This window comes from Pseudohongiella spirulinae (assembly GCF_001444425.1).
Taxonomy (GTDB): domain Bacteria; phylum Pseudomonadota; class Gammaproteobacteria; order Pseudomonadales; family Pseudohongiellaceae; genus Pseudohongiella; species Pseudohongiella spirulinae.
In genome coordinates this window covers 117,196-138,037 of the sequence record NZ_CP013189.1, presented here as the reverse complement: position 1 = coordinate 138,037, position 20,842 = coordinate 117,196, and the positions used below count along the sequence as shown (strand labels likewise).

The 20,842-nt window shown below is 54.3% G+C and carries 18 protein-coding genes and 1 other RNA gene; 11 read left to right on the top strand and 8 right to left on the bottom strand.

All coding sequences use genetic code 11. The annotated features are described in order from the left end of the window. Positions 1 to 8: 8 nt before the first annotated feature. A complete protein-coding gene (locus PS2015_RS00620) occupies positions 9 to 476 on the top strand; it encodes a MaoC family dehydratase (protein ID WP_058020350.1) in 468 nt (155 codons plus the stop codon). A gap of 32 nt (positions 477 to 508) precedes the next feature. Then, positions 509 to 952 (top strand): DUF1499 domain-containing protein, encoded by a 444-nt coding sequence (locus PS2015_RS00615; protein ID WP_156412612.1) that lies wholly within the window; start codon positions 509 to 511, stop codon positions 950 to 952. On the opposite strand, the gene ubiH is transcribed toward PS2015_RS00615, so the two are convergent. Then, the gene (gene ubiH, locus PS2015_RS00610) at positions 936 to 2,162 is read right to left on the bottom strand and encodes a 2-octaprenyl-6-methoxyphenyl hydroxylase (protein ID WP_058020349.1); all 1,227 of its coding nucleotides are present in this window, start codon (positions 2,160 to 2,162) and stop codon (positions 936 to 938) included. The two genes, PS2015_RS00615 and ubiH, sit on opposite strands and share 17 nt — an antisense overlap. Next, complete coding sequence (gene pepP, locus PS2015_RS00605; protein ID WP_058020348.1) at positions 2,162 to 3,496, bottom strand: Xaa-Pro aminopeptidase; 1,335 nt, start codon at positions 3,494 to 3,496, stop codon at positions 2,162 to 2,164. Before pepP ends, ubiH begins: the two co-directional genes overlap by 1 nt. Positions 3,497 to 3,613: 117 nt before the next feature. Here pepP and PS2015_RS00600 point away from each other — a divergent pair, with 117 nt between their 5' ends. The 6 genes from PS2015_RS00600 (at position 3,614) to PS2015_RS00580 (ending at position 7,512) form a co-directional block, all read left to right on the top strand. After that, positions 3,614 to 3,829: a TIGR02449 family protein gene (locus tag PS2015_RS00600; RefSeq protein ID WP_058020347.1), complete on the top strand. Its 216-nt coding sequence runs from the start codon at positions 3,614 to 3,616 to the stop codon at positions 3,827 to 3,829. A 1-nt stretch (position 3,830) separates the two neighbouring features. Beyond that, a complete protein-coding gene (locus PS2015_RS00595; protein WP_058020346.1) occupies positions 3,831 to 4,154 on the top strand; it encodes a cell division protein ZapA in 324 nt (107 codons plus the stop codon). A gap of 75 nt (positions 4,155 to 4,229) precedes the next feature. Next, a non-coding RNA gene (ssrS, locus tag PS2015_RS15375) (6S RNA) lies at positions 4,230 to 4,407 on the top strand. Between the two features lie 32 nt (positions 4,408 to 4,439). Then, positions 4,440 to 5,021, top strand: coding sequence for a 5-formyltetrahydrofolate cyclo-ligase (locus PS2015_RS00590; RefSeq protein WP_058023065.1), 582 nt, complete (start codon positions 4,440 to 4,442; stop codon positions 5,019 to 5,021). Between the two features lie 365 nt (positions 5,022 to 5,386). Continuing rightward, positions 5,387 to 6,193: a translesion DNA synthesis-associated protein ImuA gene (imuA, locus tag PS2015_RS00585; protein WP_058020345.1), complete on the top strand. Its 807-nt coding sequence runs from the start codon at positions 5,387 to 5,389 to the stop codon at positions 6,191 to 6,193. Beyond that, complete coding sequence (locus PS2015_RS00580) at positions 6,187 to 7,512, top strand: Y-family DNA polymerase (RefSeq protein ID WP_058020344.1); 1,326 nt, start codon at positions 6,187 to 6,189, stop codon at positions 7,510 to 7,512. Before imuA ends, PS2015_RS00580 begins: the two co-directional genes overlap by 7 nt. A gap of 9 nt (positions 7,513 to 7,521) precedes the next feature. Here the strand turns inward: PS2015_RS00580 and PS2015_RS00575 are convergent, their stop codons facing one another. After that, positions 7,522 to 8,745 (bottom strand): cyclic di-GMP phosphodiesterase, encoded by a 1,224-nt coding sequence (locus PS2015_RS00575; protein ID WP_058020343.1) that lies wholly within the window; start codon positions 8,743 to 8,745, stop codon positions 7,522 to 7,524. A gap of 86 nt (positions 8,746 to 8,831) precedes the next feature. On the opposite strand from PS2015_RS00575, the gene PS2015_RS00570 reads away from it, so the two are divergent. Beyond that, positions 8,832 to 9,767, top strand: a complete 936-nt coding sequence (locus PS2015_RS00570) for a DMT family transporter (protein ID WP_058020342.1) — start codon at positions 8,832 to 8,834, stop codon at positions 9,765 to 9,767. Positions 9,768 to 9,789: 22 nt separating this feature from the next. Here the strand turns inward: PS2015_RS00570 and PS2015_RS00565 are convergent, their stop codons facing one another. The 4 genes from PS2015_RS00565 to PS2015_RS00550 form a co-directional block, all read right to left on the bottom strand. Further along, positions 9,790 to 10,806 carry a hypothetical protein gene (locus tag PS2015_RS00565; protein WP_156412611.1) on the bottom strand — a complete coding sequence of 339 codons (1,017 nt, stop codon included), beginning with the start codon at positions 10,804 to 10,806 and terminating at the stop codon, positions 9,790 to 9,792. 126 nt (positions 10,807 to 10,932) lie between these two features. Beyond that, positions 10,933 to 14,070: an error-prone DNA polymerase gene (locus PS2015_RS00560; protein ID WP_058020340.1), complete on the bottom strand. Its 3,138-nt coding sequence runs from the start codon at positions 14,068 to 14,070 to the stop codon at positions 10,933 to 10,935. A gap of 65 nt (positions 14,071 to 14,135) precedes the next feature. Then, positions 14,136 to 15,008: a hypothetical protein gene (locus tag PS2015_RS00555; protein WP_058020339.1), complete on the bottom strand. Its 873-nt coding sequence runs from the start codon at positions 15,006 to 15,008 to the stop codon at positions 14,136 to 14,138. A gap of 12 nt (positions 15,009 to 15,020) precedes the next feature. Then, positions 15,021 to 16,028, bottom strand: coding sequence for a hypothetical protein (locus tag PS2015_RS00550; protein WP_058020338.1), 1,008 nt, complete (start codon positions 16,026 to 16,028; stop codon positions 15,021 to 15,023). A gap of 244 nt (positions 16,029 to 16,272) precedes the next feature. On the opposite strand from PS2015_RS00550, the gene PS2015_RS00545 reads away from it, so the two are divergent. Next, on the top strand, positions 16,273 to 17,271 hold the full coding sequence (locus tag PS2015_RS00545; RefSeq protein WP_058020337.1) for an LLM class flavin-dependent oxidoreductase: 999 nt from the start codon (positions 16,273 to 16,275) through the stop codon (positions 17,269 to 17,271). Here the strand turns inward: PS2015_RS00545 and ovoA are convergent. After that, complete coding sequence (gene ovoA / locus PS2015_RS00540; RefSeq protein WP_058020336.1) at positions 17,237 to 19,573, bottom strand: 5-histidylcysteine sulfoxide synthase; 2,337 nt, start codon at positions 19,571 to 19,573, stop codon at positions 17,237 to 17,239. The genes PS2015_RS00545 and ovoA overlap by 35 nt on opposite strands. Before the next feature lie 126 nt (positions 19,574 to 19,699). On the opposite strand from ovoA, the gene PS2015_RS00535 reads away from it, so the two are divergent. Continuing rightward, positions 19,700 to 20,839 carry a pyridoxal phosphate-dependent aminotransferase gene (locus PS2015_RS00535; RefSeq protein ID WP_335338245.1) on the top strand — a complete coding sequence of 380 codons (1,140 nt, stop codon included), beginning with the start codon at positions 19,700 to 19,702 and terminating at the stop codon, positions 20,837 to 20,839. Positions 20,840 to 20,842: the final 3 nt, after the last annotated feature.

The following is a 20,842-nucleotide window of genomic DNA, read 5'->3' as shown; positions in this document are numbered from 1 at the left end:
GTGAATCTATGCCCGGACAGATCAGCCCGGAACAGGCCAAAGCACTAATTGGCACCGAGACCGGAATCAGCGACTGGCACACCATCACCCAGGATCAGGTCAATCAGTTTGCCGATACGACCGGCGACCACCAGTTTATCCACCTGGATGAAGAGCGCGCCGCCAAAGAAACACCTTTCGGGGGCACTATTGCACACGGCTACCTGACACTGTCCATGCTAAGTATGCTGGGGGCCGAAGCAGGTAATGTGCGACTGGCCGGCGCAAAAATCACGATTAATTATGGCCTGGATAAAGTCCGCTTTTTGAATCCGGTTCGCATTGGCGCTCGTATTCGTGCACGATTTTCGTTGTTAAGCATTGAAGAAAAAAATCCCGGCCAGTGGCTGTTGAAGAACCAGGTCACTGTAGATATTGACGGTCAGGATAAACCCGCCATGATCGCCGAGTCATTGAGCCTGGTGGTGACCGGATAAATCTGAATTTACAACGCTGCAGGAGCATCACCATGAGCGGCATCAGCCTGACAAGATTGAGCATACGAGGAGTGGCTATTGTGGGACTCTTGACACTGATTGGCTGTGCAGGGGATCGGCCAGCAAACCTGGGTCCGCAAAACGGACAATTGGCCATGTGCCCAGACTCCCCTAACTGCGTTTGCAGTTTTGAAACTCGCGACAGTCACAGCGTTGCGCCACTGCAGGCTGATCTGGCCAGTGCCAAAGCCGCCTTGCAGCAAATGCCACGGGTAGCGATTGTCACCGAGCAGGACAACTATATTCATGCCGAATTTACCAGTCGCCTGATGGGTTATGTGGATGATGTGGAATTGCTGGCCGACCCGCAGGCGGGACTCGTACACGTGCGCTCAGCATCACGCCTGGGCTACAGCGATATGGGCGTTAATCGCGAACGTGTGGAAGAGCTACGCGCCCTCATCGCAGCCCCATAGCCTGACGGGCAAACCAGCGCCGGGCCGGCGGCATCAGATCCATCATCAACAAGCCCAGATTGCGGCCGGTGACCAGTGCCGGCTGACTGTTTGAAAACAGCCGCGTAGTCAGATCGCTGAACATCACGGTGCTGCGCTGATCCCAGTCCTGCGCCTGTTGAAATGCTTCCAGACGGGCATAAGCGCCGACCTCTGCAGACTCGCCGGCATTGATCGTATCCGTCAGCAGTTTAGCCAATGCACTGGCATCTCGCAGCGCCAGGTTCAGCCCCTGACCAGCAACCGGATGCAGGGTATGGGCCACATTGCCAAGCAACACCAGCCCCGGTCGAATCTGCTCCTGCGCCAGCGTTAGTGCCAGTGGATACAGAGCGCGTCGCCCAACGCGCCGCATGCTGCCCAGCCGCCAGCCAAAGCGTTGCTGCAAAGCCGCCAGAAACTCATCATCCGGCATTTGTAATACATCTGCAGCGCTGTCTTCTGCCAACGTCCAGACCAGGGCACCACGATATCCCGAGTCAACATGACTATCGCTGTTCAACGGCAGAATGGCCATCGGTCCCGTATCTGTAAAACGCTCAAATGCCTGGCCTTGGTGATCTTTTTCGAACGCCACATTGCAGACCAGTGCCTGCTGCTGATACGGGCGGCGATCCAGCTGAATGCCCAGTTGTTCGCACAGTCCTGAGCGCCCTCCATCAGCCAGCACCAGCAAGCGGGTATTCAGTTGTTTTTGACCACCCGGCACCTGCAGTTGTATCGCCATGCCATCCGGCGTCGGCCTGGCCTGACTGACGGTCGCCGGCGCACAAATCTCGATTGTTGACTGCTCGCCCAAGGCCTGGTTGATTACTGATGACAGATGCTGATTCTCCAGCACATAACCCAGCGCCTCGACCCCCATCTCCTCATTGTGCAGACGCACCGCGCCCGGATGACCGCGATCCGAGACATGAATATCATTAATCGCACAGGCATAAGGTGCCAGCTGTCCCCACAGTCCGATCTTGTCGTATATCTGTCGGCTGCCCCATGATAGCGCCGTGCTTCGCGCATCAAAGTCAGCCTGTATCGACCCACGATCATCCGCCGCCAGGGGCTGTGTATCTACCAGCAGAATTCTGGCCGACTCAGTCAGCCCTGCAGCAAGCATCAAGGCAAAGCTGCCTCCGACCAATCCACCACCGGCTATTACAATATCGTAGCTCATTACTCTTTACGGGTCGCCATCAAGGCTTCAATGTCTTTAATGGTTTTTGGCACGCCATCGGTTAATACGCGATGTCCGTTGCGGGTCACCAATACATCATCTTCTATGCGGATACCAATGCCTCGCCATTTTTTAGCGACTTTGCGATTATCGGGCGCCACATAGATGCCCGGCTCTATGGTTGTCACCATACCAGGCTCAAATGGGCGCCGGGTCTCTCCTTTTTGATAACTGCCGGCATCATGCACATCAATGCCCAGCCAGTGGCCGGCGCCATGCATGTAAAAGTCACGGTAAGCGCCGTCCTTGATCAAGGTACTGACCTTGCCTTTTAACAGCCCCAGCTTCACCAGCCCCGCCGTGATCACTTTCACAGTGATGTTATGCGGCTCGTCGCTGACAACACCGGGTTTGACCGCTTCAATTGCTTTAAGCTGAGCCTCCAGTACAATCTCGTACAATGCTTTCTGCTCTTTGCTGAATTTGCCGCTGACCGGGAAGGTGCGAGTGATATCCGCCGCATAGTATTCGTACTCACAGCCGGCATCTATCAGTACCAGATCGCCATTTTTCAGAGGCATGCGGTTTTCAATGTAATGCAGAATGCAGGCGTTGGCACCGGCGGCAACGATACTGTTATAGGCCGGGAAGCGGGCACCAGACATCATGAACTCGTGCTGCAATTCTGCTTCCAGATGATATTCATTCCGGCCTTCGCGGGCCGCCAGCATGGCGCGGCAGTGGGCACGTGCAGAAATATCGGCTGCTTTTTGCATCAGTTTTATTTCAGCAGCATCTTTGAACAGACGCATTTCATGAACCAGCGGGTCCAGCATTTCAAAAGCCACCGGCGGCACAGCACCCTGACGTGAACGTGCGCGCAGATCTTTCACCCAGGCAGTTACCCGCGCGTCAAAACCGTCATGATTACCAATACTGTAATATACCCGCTCGCAGCCGTTCATTAACTCTGGCATCTGCTTGTCAATGTCTGTCATTGACCAGGCTTCATCAATATCCAGCAGCTCAACCGCTTTCTCCGGGCCAGTGAGAATACCGGTCCACAACTCTTTGGTTTTGTCTTTTGGCTGGCAGAACAGCACAACCTTGTTGCCGGCTGGACGTCTGATCAGCGCCAACAGCGCATTGTCTTCAGTAAAACCGCTCAGATAATAGAAATCGCTGTTCTGCCGGAAATTGAACTCCGTATCATGACTGCGGGTCTGCAGACTGGCTGCCGGCAATAATGCAATGCTGTTGGGTTTAAGTTTTTTGAGCAGCGCACGGCGATGCTTGCGGCCCTGCTCAAAACGCAGTTCATTGTTTGAACTCATAATGTTACGTAAACCTTTTCAAAAGTTTGGCAACTGTTATTGACCGTCATCAGCCAGCTCTCTATAGTACAGGCTGTTAATAACTTACTCTTATGGCACCGGTCTGCGCATATCACCATGAACGACGATCAATTACAGGCTCTGGATGAGAAAATAGATGCGCTGATTGCCCTGTGTGCTGCCATGAAACAGGAAAATCAGCTGCTTCGCGCCAGCCAGCATAACTGGCAAACAGAGCGTCAGCAACTACTGGAGAACAACCGGCAGGCCAAAGCCCGGCTGGAGTCAGTATTAAGTCGGCTGCGATCCATGGAACAATCCCAGAGTGCCTGATATGTCGACTCATTCATCCGCCGCCAGTACCGTTGTTGTCAAAATCCTGGATCGCGAGTACCAGATCAGTTGTCCGCCATCCGAACAGGATGCGCTACTTAAGTCTGCCCGCTATCTTGATGAGAATATGCGCAAGATTAAAGCGCGCGGTACCATCCATGGCCTTGAAAAAATCTCGGTGATGGCCGCGCTGAACATTACGCACGAATTGATTCAGAAAAATCGCCAGATCAACGAGTCGCGTCATAGCAATGCGCAGAAAATCAAATACCTGGAAGATAAAATAGAACACGCCTTACACAAGGCCCGGCAAATGGATTTGTAAGACGCTTTGCGCTGTAACAATTTTTTTGCCGATTCCCCTCGATAGCCCAATTTATCTGCTATATACTGAATCCATAGTCACCTGGGGTATTGGCCAGCTGAAAATGTTCTTGAGCCGATATTCAATACCCCGGAGGCGCTGGCAAGATGTGGTTGTGCATGTCCGCTCGACGGAAAGCCTGAAAGCATCGCTGGCGCCACCACCTGGACCTGTGGGTTCAGGACTATTTCGGCAGCGGTACCTTGGGTGGCTTCCATTCCCTCTGGCAACGGACTCGTAACAACTGTGCCCGTCAGTCTTCGTCAGCAGTTACGGCAACAGCGCCGACAGCTTGATTATCTCCAACAGCAACATGCCGCACGTCTATTGGTTCGACGCCTGTCGCGCTCATTGCGCTGGCAGCGCTCAAGGCGTATTGCCTTTTATCTGCCAGTAGACGGTGAGCTGGATCCGCGTGAGCTTTTAAGGCTGGCGCTGCAACAGGGTAAGTACTGTTATTTACCGGTACTGCACCCATTTCACCCGGATCGTATGCTGTTTGTGCGCTACCAACTGACTGACCGCCTGCATTATAACCGCTGGGGCATCGCCGAGCCTGTTCCATCTAAAGCGCGCAGAATTTTGCCCCGGCGTCTGCAACTGGCATTCGTACCGTTGACCGGCTTCGACCGAAGCGGGAATCGTTTGGGGATGGGCAAGGGATTTTACGACCGGGCTTTTGCCTTTCGCATTGGCAACAGCCGCAGCCCCGTGCTTGTTGGACTGGCGCACAATTGCCAGGAGGTTGCGGGCGGATTACAGGCTGCCGCCTGGGATGTGAAAATGGATGCGATCTGCACCCCGTCAGAGATTATTGGCAGAATTTAAAACTGTCCTTTTCAACAGACTGCTTTTACAGCAGACCGCTTTGTGCCACTCCACTGACCAGCACACTCAGTGCGAACAGAACAACAACCACTACCAGCATGTCAGGTTTACGTTTCATTGGAAATCTGTCTCTTTAATTATTCTGTTTTCCAGTTAATTAAGTCGCTTATTTGACAAGACCGCACAATATTATCGGCTAACTTGCTGAAGGCTAATACAATATTTTAATCATGACAATCATTCATACTGGCTTTTTTTGATATTTTTCCTTTTATTTTCAAAACACTGCTTGTCTGAAGAGATATTACTGTATATATTCACAGCATCTACTGTTCATACATACAGCAAATGTACCGGATAGCATCATGACAAACCCAGATCAGCAAAACAATTTGCGCAGCCAACTGTTTCAACAACGCGATGATGTGATCAATCAATTACTGGAGAAAACGCCCGGTTTATGGCGCGCCTCCGGACAAAAGGCAGAGCAGGTGGCAGCGCGTCCACAATCAAGTGCTGCCTGTTCCGCTTATACCAGACACGGTGACCTGTTTGCCGATCTGCCTGACAGCACAATAGCCGGGCAGAACAGCACTGCCGCACAATCCAGCGGTTACCCGGCCCTGGATGCACTGCTGCCTCATGGCGGCTGGCCCGAACGCGGGCTGGTTGAACTGATATGCCCGCATAAAGGCATTGGCGAGCTTCAGCTGCTACTACCACTGCTGCGCGAACGCAGTCACAGTCAGCAATCCATTCTCTGGATTGCACCGCCATATCCCCTGCATGGCAAAGCCCTGCATGAGGCCGGTATCAATACCCGCAACAGCTTTGTCATACCCTCGCAAACCAGCTGCAACCAGGCCTTGTGGAGCATCGAAAAAGCGCTGCAATCACTGGAATGCGGCCTGGTACTGGCCTGGCAGAACTGGCTCAGCGCACGGGTTATTCGCCGACTGCAACTGGCCGCCAATGAAGGTGGCACGCTTGGCATTTTGTTTCATCAACGCCCTGCCGCCAATTCGCCGGCCACCTTGCAATTACAGCTCAGCAGTCCGGTCAGCAGAATAAATGACGTGCAGACGAACCGGGAGCGCTGTATTGATGTGATGCTTAAAAAAGCCCGAGGTAGTTACCGGCAGGGAAAAATCACACTCAAATTGCCATGCTGAAAGCGCGCTGGTCCCAAAAACCCTGGCATCAGCGCACTCAAGGCACCCGACACAAGCAGCAGCCATCATATAACTCACAATCCAGCAGTGCATTATGGCTGGCCATCCACCGCCGGAGTGACAAGCAGAGTCTTGAGGCGATTGCGCACGCGGGACTGCACATCAGCGACTATGTCAGCCTGGTTGAGCCGGACGATGTACTGGTCGAGGTACGCAGCAGCCTGCGTTATTTCGGCAGTATCCGGGCGCTAAGTCGACAGCTCAATCAGCAACTGGATACCCATTCTTATTGCGCCGCACTGAGCCCCAGCCCGGCAGCCAGCCTGTTGATGGCAAGACTGGAGCTCAGCTCTTGTGTGCGTGAAACGCCGCAACTGCGCGCAGCACTGGGTGACATACCGGTTGCCTGCCTGCCGCTGCCTGAACGCCAAAGCCTGGCATTACAACGTTGCGGTCTGATCGTACTGCGTGATGTGTGGCGCATCCCCATTCGTGAAATTCGCCTGCGATTTGGCCGTCAACTGACTGACTACCTGCAGTCCCTGCTGGCAATACGTCCATGGACACCCGCACGCTGGCAGCCAGCACCCTGTTTTGAGCAATCGATGGAGAGTGAATACGGCCTGCATAGCCACCAACAGATCTTGTCTGCTATCCAGCCGCTGATGGAGGCCTTTGTCGGTTTTCTCAAACAATATCACCTGCTATGCGACCATCTGGAACTGCACCTGAGCGGTGAAAAGCCCGAGCCTGCCATACTGACTATACAGACCCGGCATGCCAGCCGGGATGGTGCCTTGTTCATGCTGCTTGTACAGCAGGCACTGGAGCGCCAGCGCTTGCCTGCGGTGGCCAGCACCATCATGCTGCGTTCGCGCACCCTCAGCCCATTTCATGCAAGCAGTGCACAGCAATCACTGGCTGATCTTTTAAGTGCCCGCCTTGGTGCTGACCAGGTATTACAACTGGGAATCAGCGAGGAACATGCCCCAGAGTACGTCACCGAATTAAAACCACACCCTTATAAATCTGATGAACCTACGAGCACTGGATATCCCGGACAGAACTCTTCAGTCAGCCGGCAACCTTTACTGCTGGTACAGCCACCGCAAATCCTGCAGCAACATGACAATAAAGTGTTTTATCTGACGCCTCTGAAAATAATCTGCGGTCCCGAGCGTATTGAAACACGCTGGTGGGCTGGCCACAGCATTCGACGTGATTATTATGTCGCGCGTAACAGCCATGGATCAGATCTGTGGATATTCCGGGACCTTAACCAGCAAGGAAGCTGGTACCTGCACGGCATTTTTGCCTGAGAAATCCAGCTAACCGAACTCCTGCCACAGATCGTCCAGGTAAGGAAAATTCCAATTCTCAGATGGCTCACGCGCCTCAATTGAATCGACAACACCTTGCGCCGACAAATCGAGTACCGCCTGTGTCAACGGGAGTTTAGAGCGCAGCGAAAAGAAAACTTTCACCTTAGGCTTGATCAGGCTTGTGGAATTCTGCTCAATCACCACAGCCAGCCGCTGACTCTTCAACCGGACCAGTGAGCCCACCGGATAAATACCGATGGTTCTGACAAAGGCCTGAAAATAGTCGGGGTCAAAATGCCCTTTCCAGGTAGCCATTTTTTGCAAGGACTCGGCAGGCCCCCAGCCTTTTTTGTAGGGGCGATCTGAAGTAATAGCATCATAAACATCGCAGATAGCCCCCATACGCGCCATACGACTAATCAATTCGCCTGCCAGTTGATGCGGGTAACCCGTGCCATTGTATTTTTCATGGTGGTGCAGGCAGACCTCAGCCACCTCTGGTGGGATGTCCGTCAGCTGATTCAAGATCTCCACACCACGCTCCGGGTGCTTTCGCATCTCGGCAAACTCAGGGTCGGTGAGAGCACCAGGTTTGTTCAAAATACTGTCCGGAATCGCCATCTTTCCAATATCATGCATCAATCCGGCCGCACCTGCCGCCTTGACCTCTGCATCACTCAATTTCAATTCCCGAGCCAGGGCAATCATCATGGCGCATACAGCCACGGAATGCATATACGTATAATTATCCGAGGTTTTCAGGCGAGCCAGGGCAATTAAGGCGTGAGGTTGCCGAGCCACTGATTCATTTATCTGCGTGACAATCTCGGTTGCTGTTTCTCCCGAAATGGCCTTGCCCATGCGGGCTTCTTTGAACATCGCAGTCACAGCCTCACGCGAATACTCACAGAGTTGTCGGGCGCGATTCAGCTCTTGCTGCATATCTGACCTGGCCGCTTTCTGAGGTTTTTCCTCCTCAGTAACACCTGGCGGTCGCGGCGATGTCTCAGGGGGTTCCTTTTTGCCTTCAAGGCTGCTCACTGCCCCCGGCAAACTTTTTGCCAGATCAACGGAGACCATCTTTATTCCTGAGGATTTAAGCTTAGCAAGGTCGTCAGCGTCTTCCAGCAGGAAACGACTTTTCCAGAAAGGATGGTGCAGCCAGGAGCCGTGCAGCTCAGTAATAAACATACCGAGCCTGACATCACTGACGTCTATCTTCTTTATCATTTAATATTCAACTTGCTGATGTTCAATCAGGATTAAGCCGCTATTAGTGCTAGAATTGGCTTTTAAAATCAAATTAATTTTCATCTATGCCCGCCACACGTACCGCCTGGCTCCAGATCCACCTATGCGTGATTTTATGGGGCTTTACCGCCATACTGGGCAAACTGATTACCATGCAGGCACTGCCGCTGGTCATCTGGCGCATGGGCCTGGTAGCCATTTGCCTGCTGATGCTACCCTCCATCTGGCGCAAACTCAGCCAGCTGACGCCCAGACTCATTGTTGCATTTTCCGGTATCGGCGCGCTGGTGGCAATGCACTGGCTGACCTTTTACGGCGCGATCAAACTGGCTAACGCATCGGTGGCTGTTACCTGCATTGCAACGGTACCGGTGTTTCTTTCTGTCATCGAACCCCTGTTGGCCGGTCGCCGCTTTCAGCTCCGCGAGCTGCTGCTGGGTCTGATGGTTTTACCGGGCATCATACTGGTTGTCGGCGGCACACCCGAAAACATGAACAACGGTATTGTAATGGGCATCGTGTCGGCTCTTTTTGTGGCCTTGTTTGCATCACTGAATAAACGTTATGTGCTTAAAGCAGATGCCTTGACGGTAACCGCGCTGGAAATGGCGATTGGCTGTCTGTTTTTGCTGCTGTTGAGTCTCCTGTTCAGTATCAGTGATATTTCAGCTATTAATGGTATTGTCGATGAACCTCTGGCGGTACTGCGTCCTCCACAGGGTGGCGACCTGTTCTGGGTATTGACGCTGGCACTGGCCTGCACCCTGCTGCCATTTGCCCTGTCGCTGGTGGCTTTGCGCCAGCTATCAGCCTACGCAAGTGCACTGGCGGTCAATCTGGAGCCAATTTACGCCATTGTACTGGCGGCCCTATTGCTGGGCGAACAACAGGAGCTGTCACCCGGCTTCTACCTGGGCGCGGGGATCATTATTGCGGTGGTTCTCATCTATCCCTGGCTGATGCGCCCAGCCCGCCATGACAGAGGCAAACCGGCCACATAATCAGCATGCCTGCGGAGGATTGCTACTTGCTTGTGGCTGCTTCCTGCTGCTCATAATGTTCCTGCCAGCGTCTGCCGGCCAGCGCACCCACCAGCGAGTAGTTACCCTCGTGGCAGGCATATTCATAGACATCGCCGCCTTCACCCAGCGGACGCATGGGCACCTCTGCAGTCCATGGCTGACCAAATACCGCCGGGTCATTCATGGTCACCCGATAAATAATCTGGCCTTCATCATCATAACGAAAGGTTTCAACGGTCGTCAGTTCGCTGCTCGAACCCCGGAAGGATTGCTGCGGGTGAATATTACGGGTACTGACCACCAGCGTATCACCTTCCCAATGCGCCACTGAGTCACCCATCCACCGCGTCAGGGCCGCCGGCTGATGCTCATCGTTAATACGAATAATTCGCGCATCATTGACCATTTCAGCCATCACCATCAGGTAGTCGTGAGTCTGCACAATACGGTAGTTGCTGTTGTAGGACATCGGCAGCATGGGCGGACCGGCCGTTGATAACACGGACAACAGACAGCGTTCACCGGTCGGTCTCACCTCGGGCCCGTCATACACATCACCGCCTGTACGCGCCAGTTGCTGAGAGACCCAGTCGCGACCACGGCCATCCTCCGCATAAGGGATCCGGCCATCCGGCGGATCAATAACCAGCGAGGTACGAAACTCTCCGTCAACACGCGCTACATAGCCAGTTGAGAAATACCAGTCGGCTTCCAGCCGAATCGGTTCGCCCTTGGGGGGTGGCCCACGATCCGGATCCAGCCAATCATTCTGTGTCAGATCTGTCAGGCCTGCTGCTGAACCCGGCCGGAACGCGGCGGCCTCTTCTTCACTCATGCTCTGACGGCCCTCAAACTGCGGTAGCCGCTCTACAGGCGTTTCTGTCTCGTTTGTCCAGACACCCTGGAAGTCCGGGCGCCCCTCTGACGTTCGTGGAATCCCGGCCTGGATGGCACCTGCATACAGGCTGCTGGCCAACGTGATGCTCAGGGCACTCCATAACAGTGGATGTCTTGTCATTGCCTGATCCATATCTCAGAATAAAGTTATTCCGGAGTGTAATTGATTAGCATAAATTTATGTTTGTCATGATGTTACACAAAGTCGCCTCCAGAAGTTTTATTGATCTGAATCAATACCTGCGGTTCAGGCAAAATCTCTGGACTGCACTCTCATCTGCCCCAGCCAATGGGACAGATCAACAAGCACCCGGGCAATCACATGCGTGACTCCGTCGCTTTGCTGTACATAACCACTCACACCCAGCAAGCCAGCCTCATGCACAATCCGGTAATAATCCTTCATCAGCGAAGGCCAGACCACCACATTCATAAATCCACTTTCGTCTTCAAGGGTTAAAAACGTGACTCCCGAGGCGGTCTGAGGCCGTTGCCGACAAGTCACCAGCCCGGCCACCTTGATGACAGAACGATCTTTCAATTCAGCCAGCTCACTAGCCGTCACCACCTGATAGTTTTCCAGATGATCACGCCACAGGCACAGAGGATGCCGACGCAATGTCAGACCCAGTTGATTGTAATCCGCCATAATATTCTGCGCCTCCGTGGAGCGGGGCAGCATCAGGCTTGTGCCATCCTGACAGACAGCGTCAAAACTGTCCGGTGCGCAAACAAACAGCGGAGGCAACGTTTGCACCGCACTGGCCGCCCAGAACGCCTGATGACGCTCGCTGATCAGTGTCTGCAACGCATCGGCAGCGGCCAGACTGTCGCGGTCCCGTTGATTGAGGTCGGCGCGCCTGACCAGATCAGCGACATCCCTGAAAACTGACTGTGCTCTGGCTTGCAAAATGCGCTCTGCCGCGGCTTGTGTCAGCCCGCTGACCATGCGCAAGCCCAGTCTGACATGCTGTTCCAGTGTCACGGTAGAATCATGATCGCTGAACATGATATCCACTGGCAGTACAGTGACTCCATGGCGGCGGGCATCCTGCACCAGCTGGGCCGGTGCATAAAAACCCATGGGCTGGCTGTTTAGCAGCGCACACAGAAATTCGGCCGGATAGTGGTACTTAAGCCAGGCTGAAACATAGGCCAATAATGCGAAACTGGCGGAGTGTGACTCAGGGAATCCATAGTCACCAAACCCCTTGATCTGTTCAAATATCTGTCCGGCAAAGACCTCATCGTAGCCACGCGCCAGCATACCGGCGATCAGTTTATCCCGGAATGGTTCCAATCCGCCTTTGCGTTTCCAGGCCGCCATGGCCCGGCGCAACTGATCGGCCTCACCACCGCTGAAACCGGCCGCCACCATAGCAATCTGCATGACCTGTTCCTGGAAAATGGGCACTCCTAGTGTACGCCCCAGCACAGATTTAACAGCCTCTCCAGGATAAGTGACTGCTTGCTTACCTTGTCGCCTCATCAAATATGGATGCACCATATCGCCCTGAATCGGCCCCGGGCGCACGATGGCAATCTGCACTACCAGGTCATAATAATTCTGCGGTCTGAGGCGCGGCAGCATGCTCATCTGGGCACGCGATTCAATCTGGAAAACCCCCACAGTATCTGCCCGTCCGATCATCTCATAGACCGCCGCATCCTCCGCCGGCACATCGGCCAGGCCCATGGCCTCCCCGCGCCGTCCTGAAACCAGCGCCAGACATTTACGGATAGCAGTCAACATGCCCAGCGCCAACACATCAACCTTCAACAGACCCAGCGCTTCCAGATCATCCTTCTCCCACTGGATGACGGTTCTGTCAGCCATGCTCGCATTTTCTACCGGCACCAGTTCAGACAATGGTCCTTCGCTGATCACAAAACCACCTACATGTTGAGACAGGTGCCGTGGGAAGCCAATGATCTGTTGCACCAGAAAACTCAGTCGCAACAACAACGGCTCAGGCAACTGAATATCATCAATGCTCACCAACTGTCCGTCGTTGTTCATGCGAAGACAATTCAGTGCCTGATCAATCTGCGCGGCATCCATGCCCAGGGCTTTCCCGACATCGCGAATGGCACTGCGCCGACGGTAGGCGATGACTGTGGCAGCCAGAGCTGCGCGGTCGCGGCCATATTTTCGATAGATATACTGTATGACTTCCTCGCGACGCTCATGCTCAAAATCAACATCGATATCCGGCGGTTCATCACGTTCTTTGGAAAGAAAGCGTTCAAACAGCAACTGCATACGGGAGGGATCCACAGCGGTTATGCCCAGGCAATAGCAAACAGCTGAGTTCGCTGCCGAGCCTCGCCCCTGGCACAGTATGTTCTGACTGCGTGCAAACATGACGATGTCATGCACGGTCAGAAAAAAATGCTCATAGGCCATCTCTGCAATCAATAACAACTCTTTTTCCAGCAGCTCACGAATCGATTGCGAGGCACCTTCCGGCCAGCGTTCCGCCATGCCCTGTAAGGTTAAACGGCGCAACCAACTGGCAGGCGTATGCCCTGCTGGCACCAGCTCACGTGGATATTCATAGCGCAGTTCAGACAGGGAAAAGCTGCACTGTTCTGCTATATTGAGCGTTTCTGCCAGCCAGGAAACCGGGAACAGCCGCCCCAGGGTGGCACGGCTACGCAAAAACTGTTGTGCGTTGGCGGGTAGCTGGTACCCCAGCTCTGCCAGGGGTTTTACCAGCCGTATGGCTGTCAGCGTGTCGCGCAGTGCTCGCCTGCAGGGGTGATGCATCTGGATACCGCCAGTAGCACAAATCGGCACACCTGTTTGCTGAGCAAGCTGCTCCAGCTCCCATTGTTTGTCACGGTCATCAGCATCCAGAAAACGCTGAGCACCGATCCACAATCGTCCAGGAAATAATTCTGACAACCACGCCAGACTCTGCCTGGCAGCAATTTCACAGTAGTTGCGACTGATAGGCGATGGTGGCGCGATCCATAAAGCCAGGCAGCACTGCAGGTCCAGTTCTTCCAGCATCTGGCGGCTCAGCAGATAGTCACCTTTGGCACAGTCGCGCCGGGCCCGGGTAATCAGTGCCGATAATTGTGCATAGGCTTTGCGGTCTGGAGCCAGCAGCACAATATGCAGACCATCTTGCGTGCGAAACTCACTACCGATAATCAGTCTGATGGGCTGACCGCGGGCCTTCGCGGCTTTGACTGCGCTGTAAGCCCTGACGACACCGGACAGGCTGCACTCATCAGTCAATGCCAGAGCGCGATAACCCAGCTCGATGGCACGTTCAACCAGCTCCTCGGGATGAGAAGCACCGCGCAGAAAGGAAAAATTACTCAGACAATGCAGCTCCGCATAATCCGGCGCCGCATCAACAGGCAAGTCACACATAAAAAAACACCCGCAGAATACTGTTTATTTATACAGCATTCTGCGGGTGTTTGGTATGGCTGCGATCAGTAAATAGGTGTTACACCATCACCAATCGGGTCGCCAGGCGCACGCAGATGGCCGTAAATCAGCTCCTCTACGAATTCAACACACTTGAATTCCAGCATCTGCATGTTTTCGTCCTGATGACGATACAGCTTCATGCTGATGGTCCATGGCTCTTCAAATACATTCGGGTCAGTAATCGTGGCCGAATAATCGATGGTGTTACGATCAACCATCGTATAGCGCTCCTGGACGTGCATATCCCAGCCGCTATGGTAGTGACCGGAGCGGTCAAACCAGGTGTCTGGCATCTGGCCGGTGACATCAATCACCAGCGTGTCACCGTCCCAGGAGCCATTATTGATGCCCATCCAGGTATCAACCTGCGCTTCCACAACCTTGTCCATGTGGACAATACGGTCAGCACCAGCAAACTGGTAACTGATCAGGGTGGCATCGGGCCCCTGGAAGATCTGGAAAGGATAAGGCATGTAGGTTGCGCGAGGTACCCCAGGCAGTTTGCACTGCGTGGCCGGATCACCCTGCAACCAGTTACGCTTGTTTTCTTCCTGCTGAGCACGCATACCCGCTTTATAAGGAATGGTGCCGCCTTCCACATAACCCACGCTGGGCGGGAAGGCCAGGTGCGCACCCGCCTGCAGTGCAGCCAGCGGACCATGACGGGCTTCAGCGGGCTCAAGGCTCCACTCAGCGGCACTCATGCTCTGCCATATACCACTGAAATTTGGCTTTCCATCCGGTGTACGGGGAATTTCGTTGCTGGCCACAGACTGCTGAGCCTGAACAACTGAAGCATCCTGGCTCACCCAGAATGCGCTGACCGCAGCAGCGGTCGCCGCCACCGCAAACATCGTTTTAAATTGAGTCTTCATGTGTAACCTTTATCACTGTCGAATTGCGCGATTGTTTTCATAATCCCAGGTGCCGTCTTCAACACGCTGGCCCTGCAGAATGTTGATCATGCCGTAGTTACCTTCGTGACAGGCATATTCAAACAGCGGCTCTTCGGTCTGCACCATGGGCACCACACCAACAATCTTGTCTTCAAACGCCAGCGGATCAATGACAGTGAATTCATACTCCACGATGTCGTCTGATGTACGGGTGAACTTCTCGATCAGGGTTTTGTTTGAAGAGATACCGGTACCGCGGAAAGTCTGCGACTTGTAGTTGAAGTTTTTGGTTTCAACAACCAGCGAGTTGCCTTCGTACCAGCCAATTGAGTCGCCGGTCCACTGAGTGATGCTTTCCGGCAGGTGATCCTTGTCGTGCAGACGAACAATACGCGCTTCATGAATCATTTCGTTCATGATCACGGCGTGATCTTCGGTCTGGAACAACTGTACATTGTTGTTGTACATGCTGGGTGTAAAAGGCGGCACGGAGTTGAAACCCAACAGGCAGCGCTCAGAAATACCACGATCTTCGGGGCCATCTTTACCAATACCGCCCACCGCTACGCGCACGGGTCGTTCACCGTCATAGTCCGGACCCAGGCCGCCAAATGCGATCGGGGCACCCGGGACGCGTGCCGGCGTCCGGCCATCTTCGGGGTAGATAATAATGGAAGTGCGCAGGTTCAGTTCCTGGGGCATATCTTCTACCCAGGCACGGTTATAACCACCGACACCACCCTGTGAGGATTGACCATCGCTTGCAGCAGCCTCTTCGGCGATACGACGGTCACGCTCAATCACCTCTTCAGCCGTGTAAAACTGGCGATCACCGTATTGGCGATTTCGCTCCATCGGCGTATTGGAGCTGAAATTGAATACGCCACGCAGATCTGGCTGTCCCCACTCATTCAGCGGAGCGCTGTAGTTATCGTCCGCAATCGCGCTGCCGGCAACGGCTACTGCAACGGCAGCTGATAATAGAAACTGTTTTTTCACGTTAATCTCCTCAGAGAACAAAAATGACAACGAATGCTCGGTACAAACTAATCCGGATCTATGAGCAATAATCAAGGATCACGCAGAGTAATCCAGCGCCTGCCATTATTCAAGTGCAGCAGGTCAGCAAGCCGATAAACTGACCAGATTCAGCGTCAGTTTGGTTTCGCTGTTTGGATCAGACCGCCGCTATGCTAAATTGTTTTCGCAATTTTAACCCCCGGTCTTAACCCAGGAGTCATGCATGATCCCCTACTCGCTGCTGGACCTGGCACCGATTACCCAGGGTAGCGGCGCCCGGCAGGCTTTGCTCAATTCCCGCTCATTGGCACAGGAAGCCGAACGCTGTGGCTATCAGCGATTCTGGCTGGCCGAACATCACAACATGACTGGCATCGCCAGCGCAGCGACGGCGGTTGTAATCGGTTATGTGGCCGAAGGGACTGCGCGGATAAGAGTCGGTTCAGGGGGCATTATGTTACCCAATCATGCTCCGTTGATGGTTGCCGAACAATTTGGCACGCTGGCCAGCCTGTATCCGGAGCGCATTGACCTGGGATTGGGACGGGCACCCGGCACGGATTCCGCCACCATGCAGGCACTGCGTCGCTACCACGACAGCGTGGATCAGTTCCCTCGCGACGTGCAGGAGCTGCAGCATTATTTCAAAGCTGCACAGCCAGGTCAGGCTGTGCGGGCGGTACCGGGCGAAGGGCTGGAAGTGCCTCTTTGGCTGCTCGGCTCCAGTCTGTTCAGTGCACAGCTGGCGGCAGCGCTGGGCCTGCCCTTTGCTTTCGCCTCGCACTTTGCACCGGACTACCTTATGCAGGCACTGGACATGTATCGCAGCCGCTTCCGGCCATCGGAGCAACTGGCCGAGCCCTATTGTATGGCTGCCATACCCTTGTATGCAGCCGCCACAGAGAGCGAGGCGCGCCTGCTGATGAGTTCGGTGCAGCAACAATTTATCGCGCTGCGCCGTGGCACACCCGGCCCGCTCAGGCCGCCACTGGAGAACATCGAATCACACTTTTCGGCAGCAGAACTATCGGCAGCCTCACATGCACTACGCGAGGCCGTCATAGGCGATCCGGAGCAGGTGCAGAAGGGTATCCGGGCATTTGTGCAGCGCACCGGCATCAACGAAGTGATGTTCAGTGCGCACATTTTTGACCATCGAAAGCGCCTGGAATGCATTCGCATCGCCGCTAGAGCGTGCGACGCCATATCGACACCTGGCTGACGATGTATTCGTACTTGCGTCGATGCTCTCGAATCATGAACGGCAGATCCTGCTGGTGCAGCAACTCGTAACCCGGCAGCAGCTGCGCCAGTTTCTGCAATGCACCATCACTGTCGGGGGCGTCGACAAAACTGTCAGCAGGCGTGTACTGTTCCATCCACGTATTCGGCGACGACAGCACCAATATACCACCCTTGACCAAGGGTGATTTCTCGCCAACAAACTGTTTAAGACAAGCCGCCGGATCAGGCATGCGACACAGCAGGTTGCTCATCAATACTGCGTCGTAGCTACCCGCCTGCGCCAGACCCGCCGCCTGCAACCCGGCCGCATCGCCCTGCACAAACCTCACACGGTCGCGGTCAATCCCGGCATCAATGGTTGCCACCAGCTCAGTGCTGTGACGTCCGCTCTCCAGGCGCTGATAAGACATCTCGCCCTTGACTCGCAGCTTGTCCGCCGCCCGGATAAAGGCAGCACTGTAATCCAGACCAGTCACCTGCTCAAAATACCGTGCCAGTTCAAAGCTCGCCCGACCCACCGCACAGCCCAGATCCAGCACCCGCCCATAACGGGCAGCGTAACGTTGCACCAGGTCGGCCATCACCTGCATGAAGGGCTGCGTCTCAGGATGCCCGACATTAGCGTTTATAGCTTCATCACGCTGCTCTGCCTGACTGCCAAAGTGGAACAACATATATTGATTCAGCAGCGCATCGGTCTCATAACGCTCGCCTCCCACAGGGGCCGGCTCGCTGCCTTGCACCAGACGGAAACCAGCATGCTGAAAGAAGTGTGGTCGAAAATGAAAACGCGCCCAGGCGCTGGCTTCATCACCTGTACTGATAAATGAGCCACCCAGAATCATCTGGTGCTCATTGTCGTAACAGGGTGTGCTGAAGTCGACATAGTAGGGGTGAATCTCAAAACCGGGCAGCGGATGGAACACATCCTCTGACCACTGCCAGACATTACCCATGACATCGTTGAAGCCGCGCTGATTGGTCGCGTAAGCCTCGACAGGCCCTTCACTGCCGCAACGCAGATTCAGGTTCAGATCGCTGAATCCGTCCACGCTCATCACAGGATCCCGCTCCAGTCGCTCATCCTGCCCCGGGCGCCAGTCCGTCAATGACTGTAGCGCATCATCCTGCATGGCCAGATGCTCTTTTTCCAGCAACAGGCGATAGGGGGTTTTGCTGCCATCGCGTTCAGCGCGCCATGCGCAGTAGGCCCTGGCTTCATAATAGTTAACTATCGCCGGCCAGTCCCATTGCATGGGAATTTCAGCGAAAATGGTGCGCAAGCGGTATTGGTGCGAACCGACCGGGCCATCCTGCACCCAGAAAGTGGGCCAACGAGTGTTGCGAAAACGGCGCCACTGCCAACCTTGTTCACTCCAGTACTTCTCTTCCAGATAAGCACCGGAGCTGACAAACTCGTAAAATTCGCCATTGCTGATCAGCCGCTGGCTGGCACGGAAAGCTTCGACATCACGTGTTTCCTGACCATATTCATTATCCCAGCCAAATGTCGGCCACTCAGCAGGCTTACCCAGACTAACGGAAGTCTTCGCCACCTCGATCAAAGGATTGTCAGCCGGGTAATGCAGGCCGGCCACCGGCCGAACAAAGCGCTCCGGGGCATTTTTGGCCACTGGCAGCTCAGGCCACTGGGCGGGCGCCTGAAGAAACTTCAGTGGCAGCTCGCGCATCAGCACAGAAGATGTTTCCAGATGAATGCGCTCATGCTCAAAACACATGACCAGTGCCCAGCCAGGCGAGTCCATGGTGATCGGGTGATCGAATATTGGGTGAGTCTCGATCAGCTCGGTGACAATGCCATACACCTTTCGCCGGTATTCCCGGGCCTCGGCCACTGTCGGCCAGATATCCTGCTCACCATCGTGCAGATCATCCCAGCTCATCTCATCAACGCCGGTTTCAAACAGAGCTTCAAAATGCTTGTTGACCGGCTCCTTGATCAGACCGGCAACCAGTAACTTGTTGATATAAAAACTGACCGGGTGCACATAATAGAAAATCAGGGGATGGCGAGTCTTGTGGTAAGGCCGCTCGAAATAGGCTTCCTCACAGGTCAACGCTGAAAACAGTGTTTCTGTCAGGCGCCAGGTATTGTGAAAATAGTCCAGCAGAGCCTGCCTTCCACCTCGAATATCCAGCATCGGCAGACTGAACGCACAGACGCCGGCCCAGTCCGGTTCAGATTGGGGTGCCAGTTGCATCTCGGATATCGCGGGAGTTTTGCGGGCCATTTTGGTGTCGGCATAAGCCTGAGTCATCAGAGTCTTCCTTTTGTAATCCTGTACCATATCAGCGCAAAGCCGTTTTTAGCTTAGTACACAGATCGTGTAGACTGCATGACGCTGATTAACTATTTCTGTTTCCTATTCCAAGAGGTGAAACCCTTGCGCAGTAAACTTCCCCAGGTCGGCACCACCATTTTCACCGTCATGACGAGAATGGCACAGCAACACAATGCCATCAACCTGTCACAGGGCTTCCCGGATTTTGATTGTCCGGCGGCCTTGCGGGAGCGGGTCAGTTTCTATCTTAACGATCGGCGCAACCAGTATGCTCCCATGACCGGCGTCGCCGAACTGCGTGAGCAGATCGCTCTCAAAGTTGCCCAACTATACGGCTGTCAGGCCGATGCAGATCAGGAGATCACTGTTACCTCTGGCGCCACCGAAGCACTTTTTGATGCTATTCAGGCAGTTATCGGCAGCGGCGATGAAGTCATCATGTTTGATCCGGCCTATGACTCTTACGATCCGGCGGTACAACTGGCAGGTGGCACGCCGGTGCATATTCCGCTCACGGTGCCCGACTACGGCATTGACTGGCAGGCATTGAGCGATGCAATCAACGATCGCACCCGCATGATCATCATCAACTCCCCGCACAATCCCAGCGGTTCAGTACTTCATCGCAGCGACCTGGATCAGCTGGCTGAGTTGATCAGGGATCGAGACATACTGGTGCTCTCTGATGAAGTTTATGAGCATATGGTGTTCGACGGAGCCCGCCATGAAAGCGTGCTCAGTCATCCTGAGCTGCGTGAGCGCAGCTTTGCTGTATTTTCATTTGGCAAAACCTATCATGCCACGGGCTGGAAGGCAGCCTACTGCGTAGCGCCAGCCGCGCTGACGGCAGAATTTCGCAAGGTACACCAGTTTGTGACGTTTACCTCCACCAGCTTTATTCAATATGCAATTGCTGATTTTATGCGCGACTGCCCAGAGCATCATCTGGAGCTACCGGCGTTTTATCAGCAGAAGCGCGATACCTTCTGCAGCTTGATCGAACCGTCGCGATTCACCTTTACCCCTTCGGCCGGCACCTATTTTCAGTGCGTGGACTTCAGCGCCATCAGCGACCTGACGGATATGGAGTTTGTCACCTGGCTGTGTCAGGAACATGGCGTTGCTACCATTCCCCTGTCACCGTTTTACGCTCATGCCCCAGGCTCCAGCATCATCCGCTTCTGCTTCTGCAAGGATGACAGCACGCTGGAGCAGGCGGCGGCTATTCTCAATAAACTGTAATCC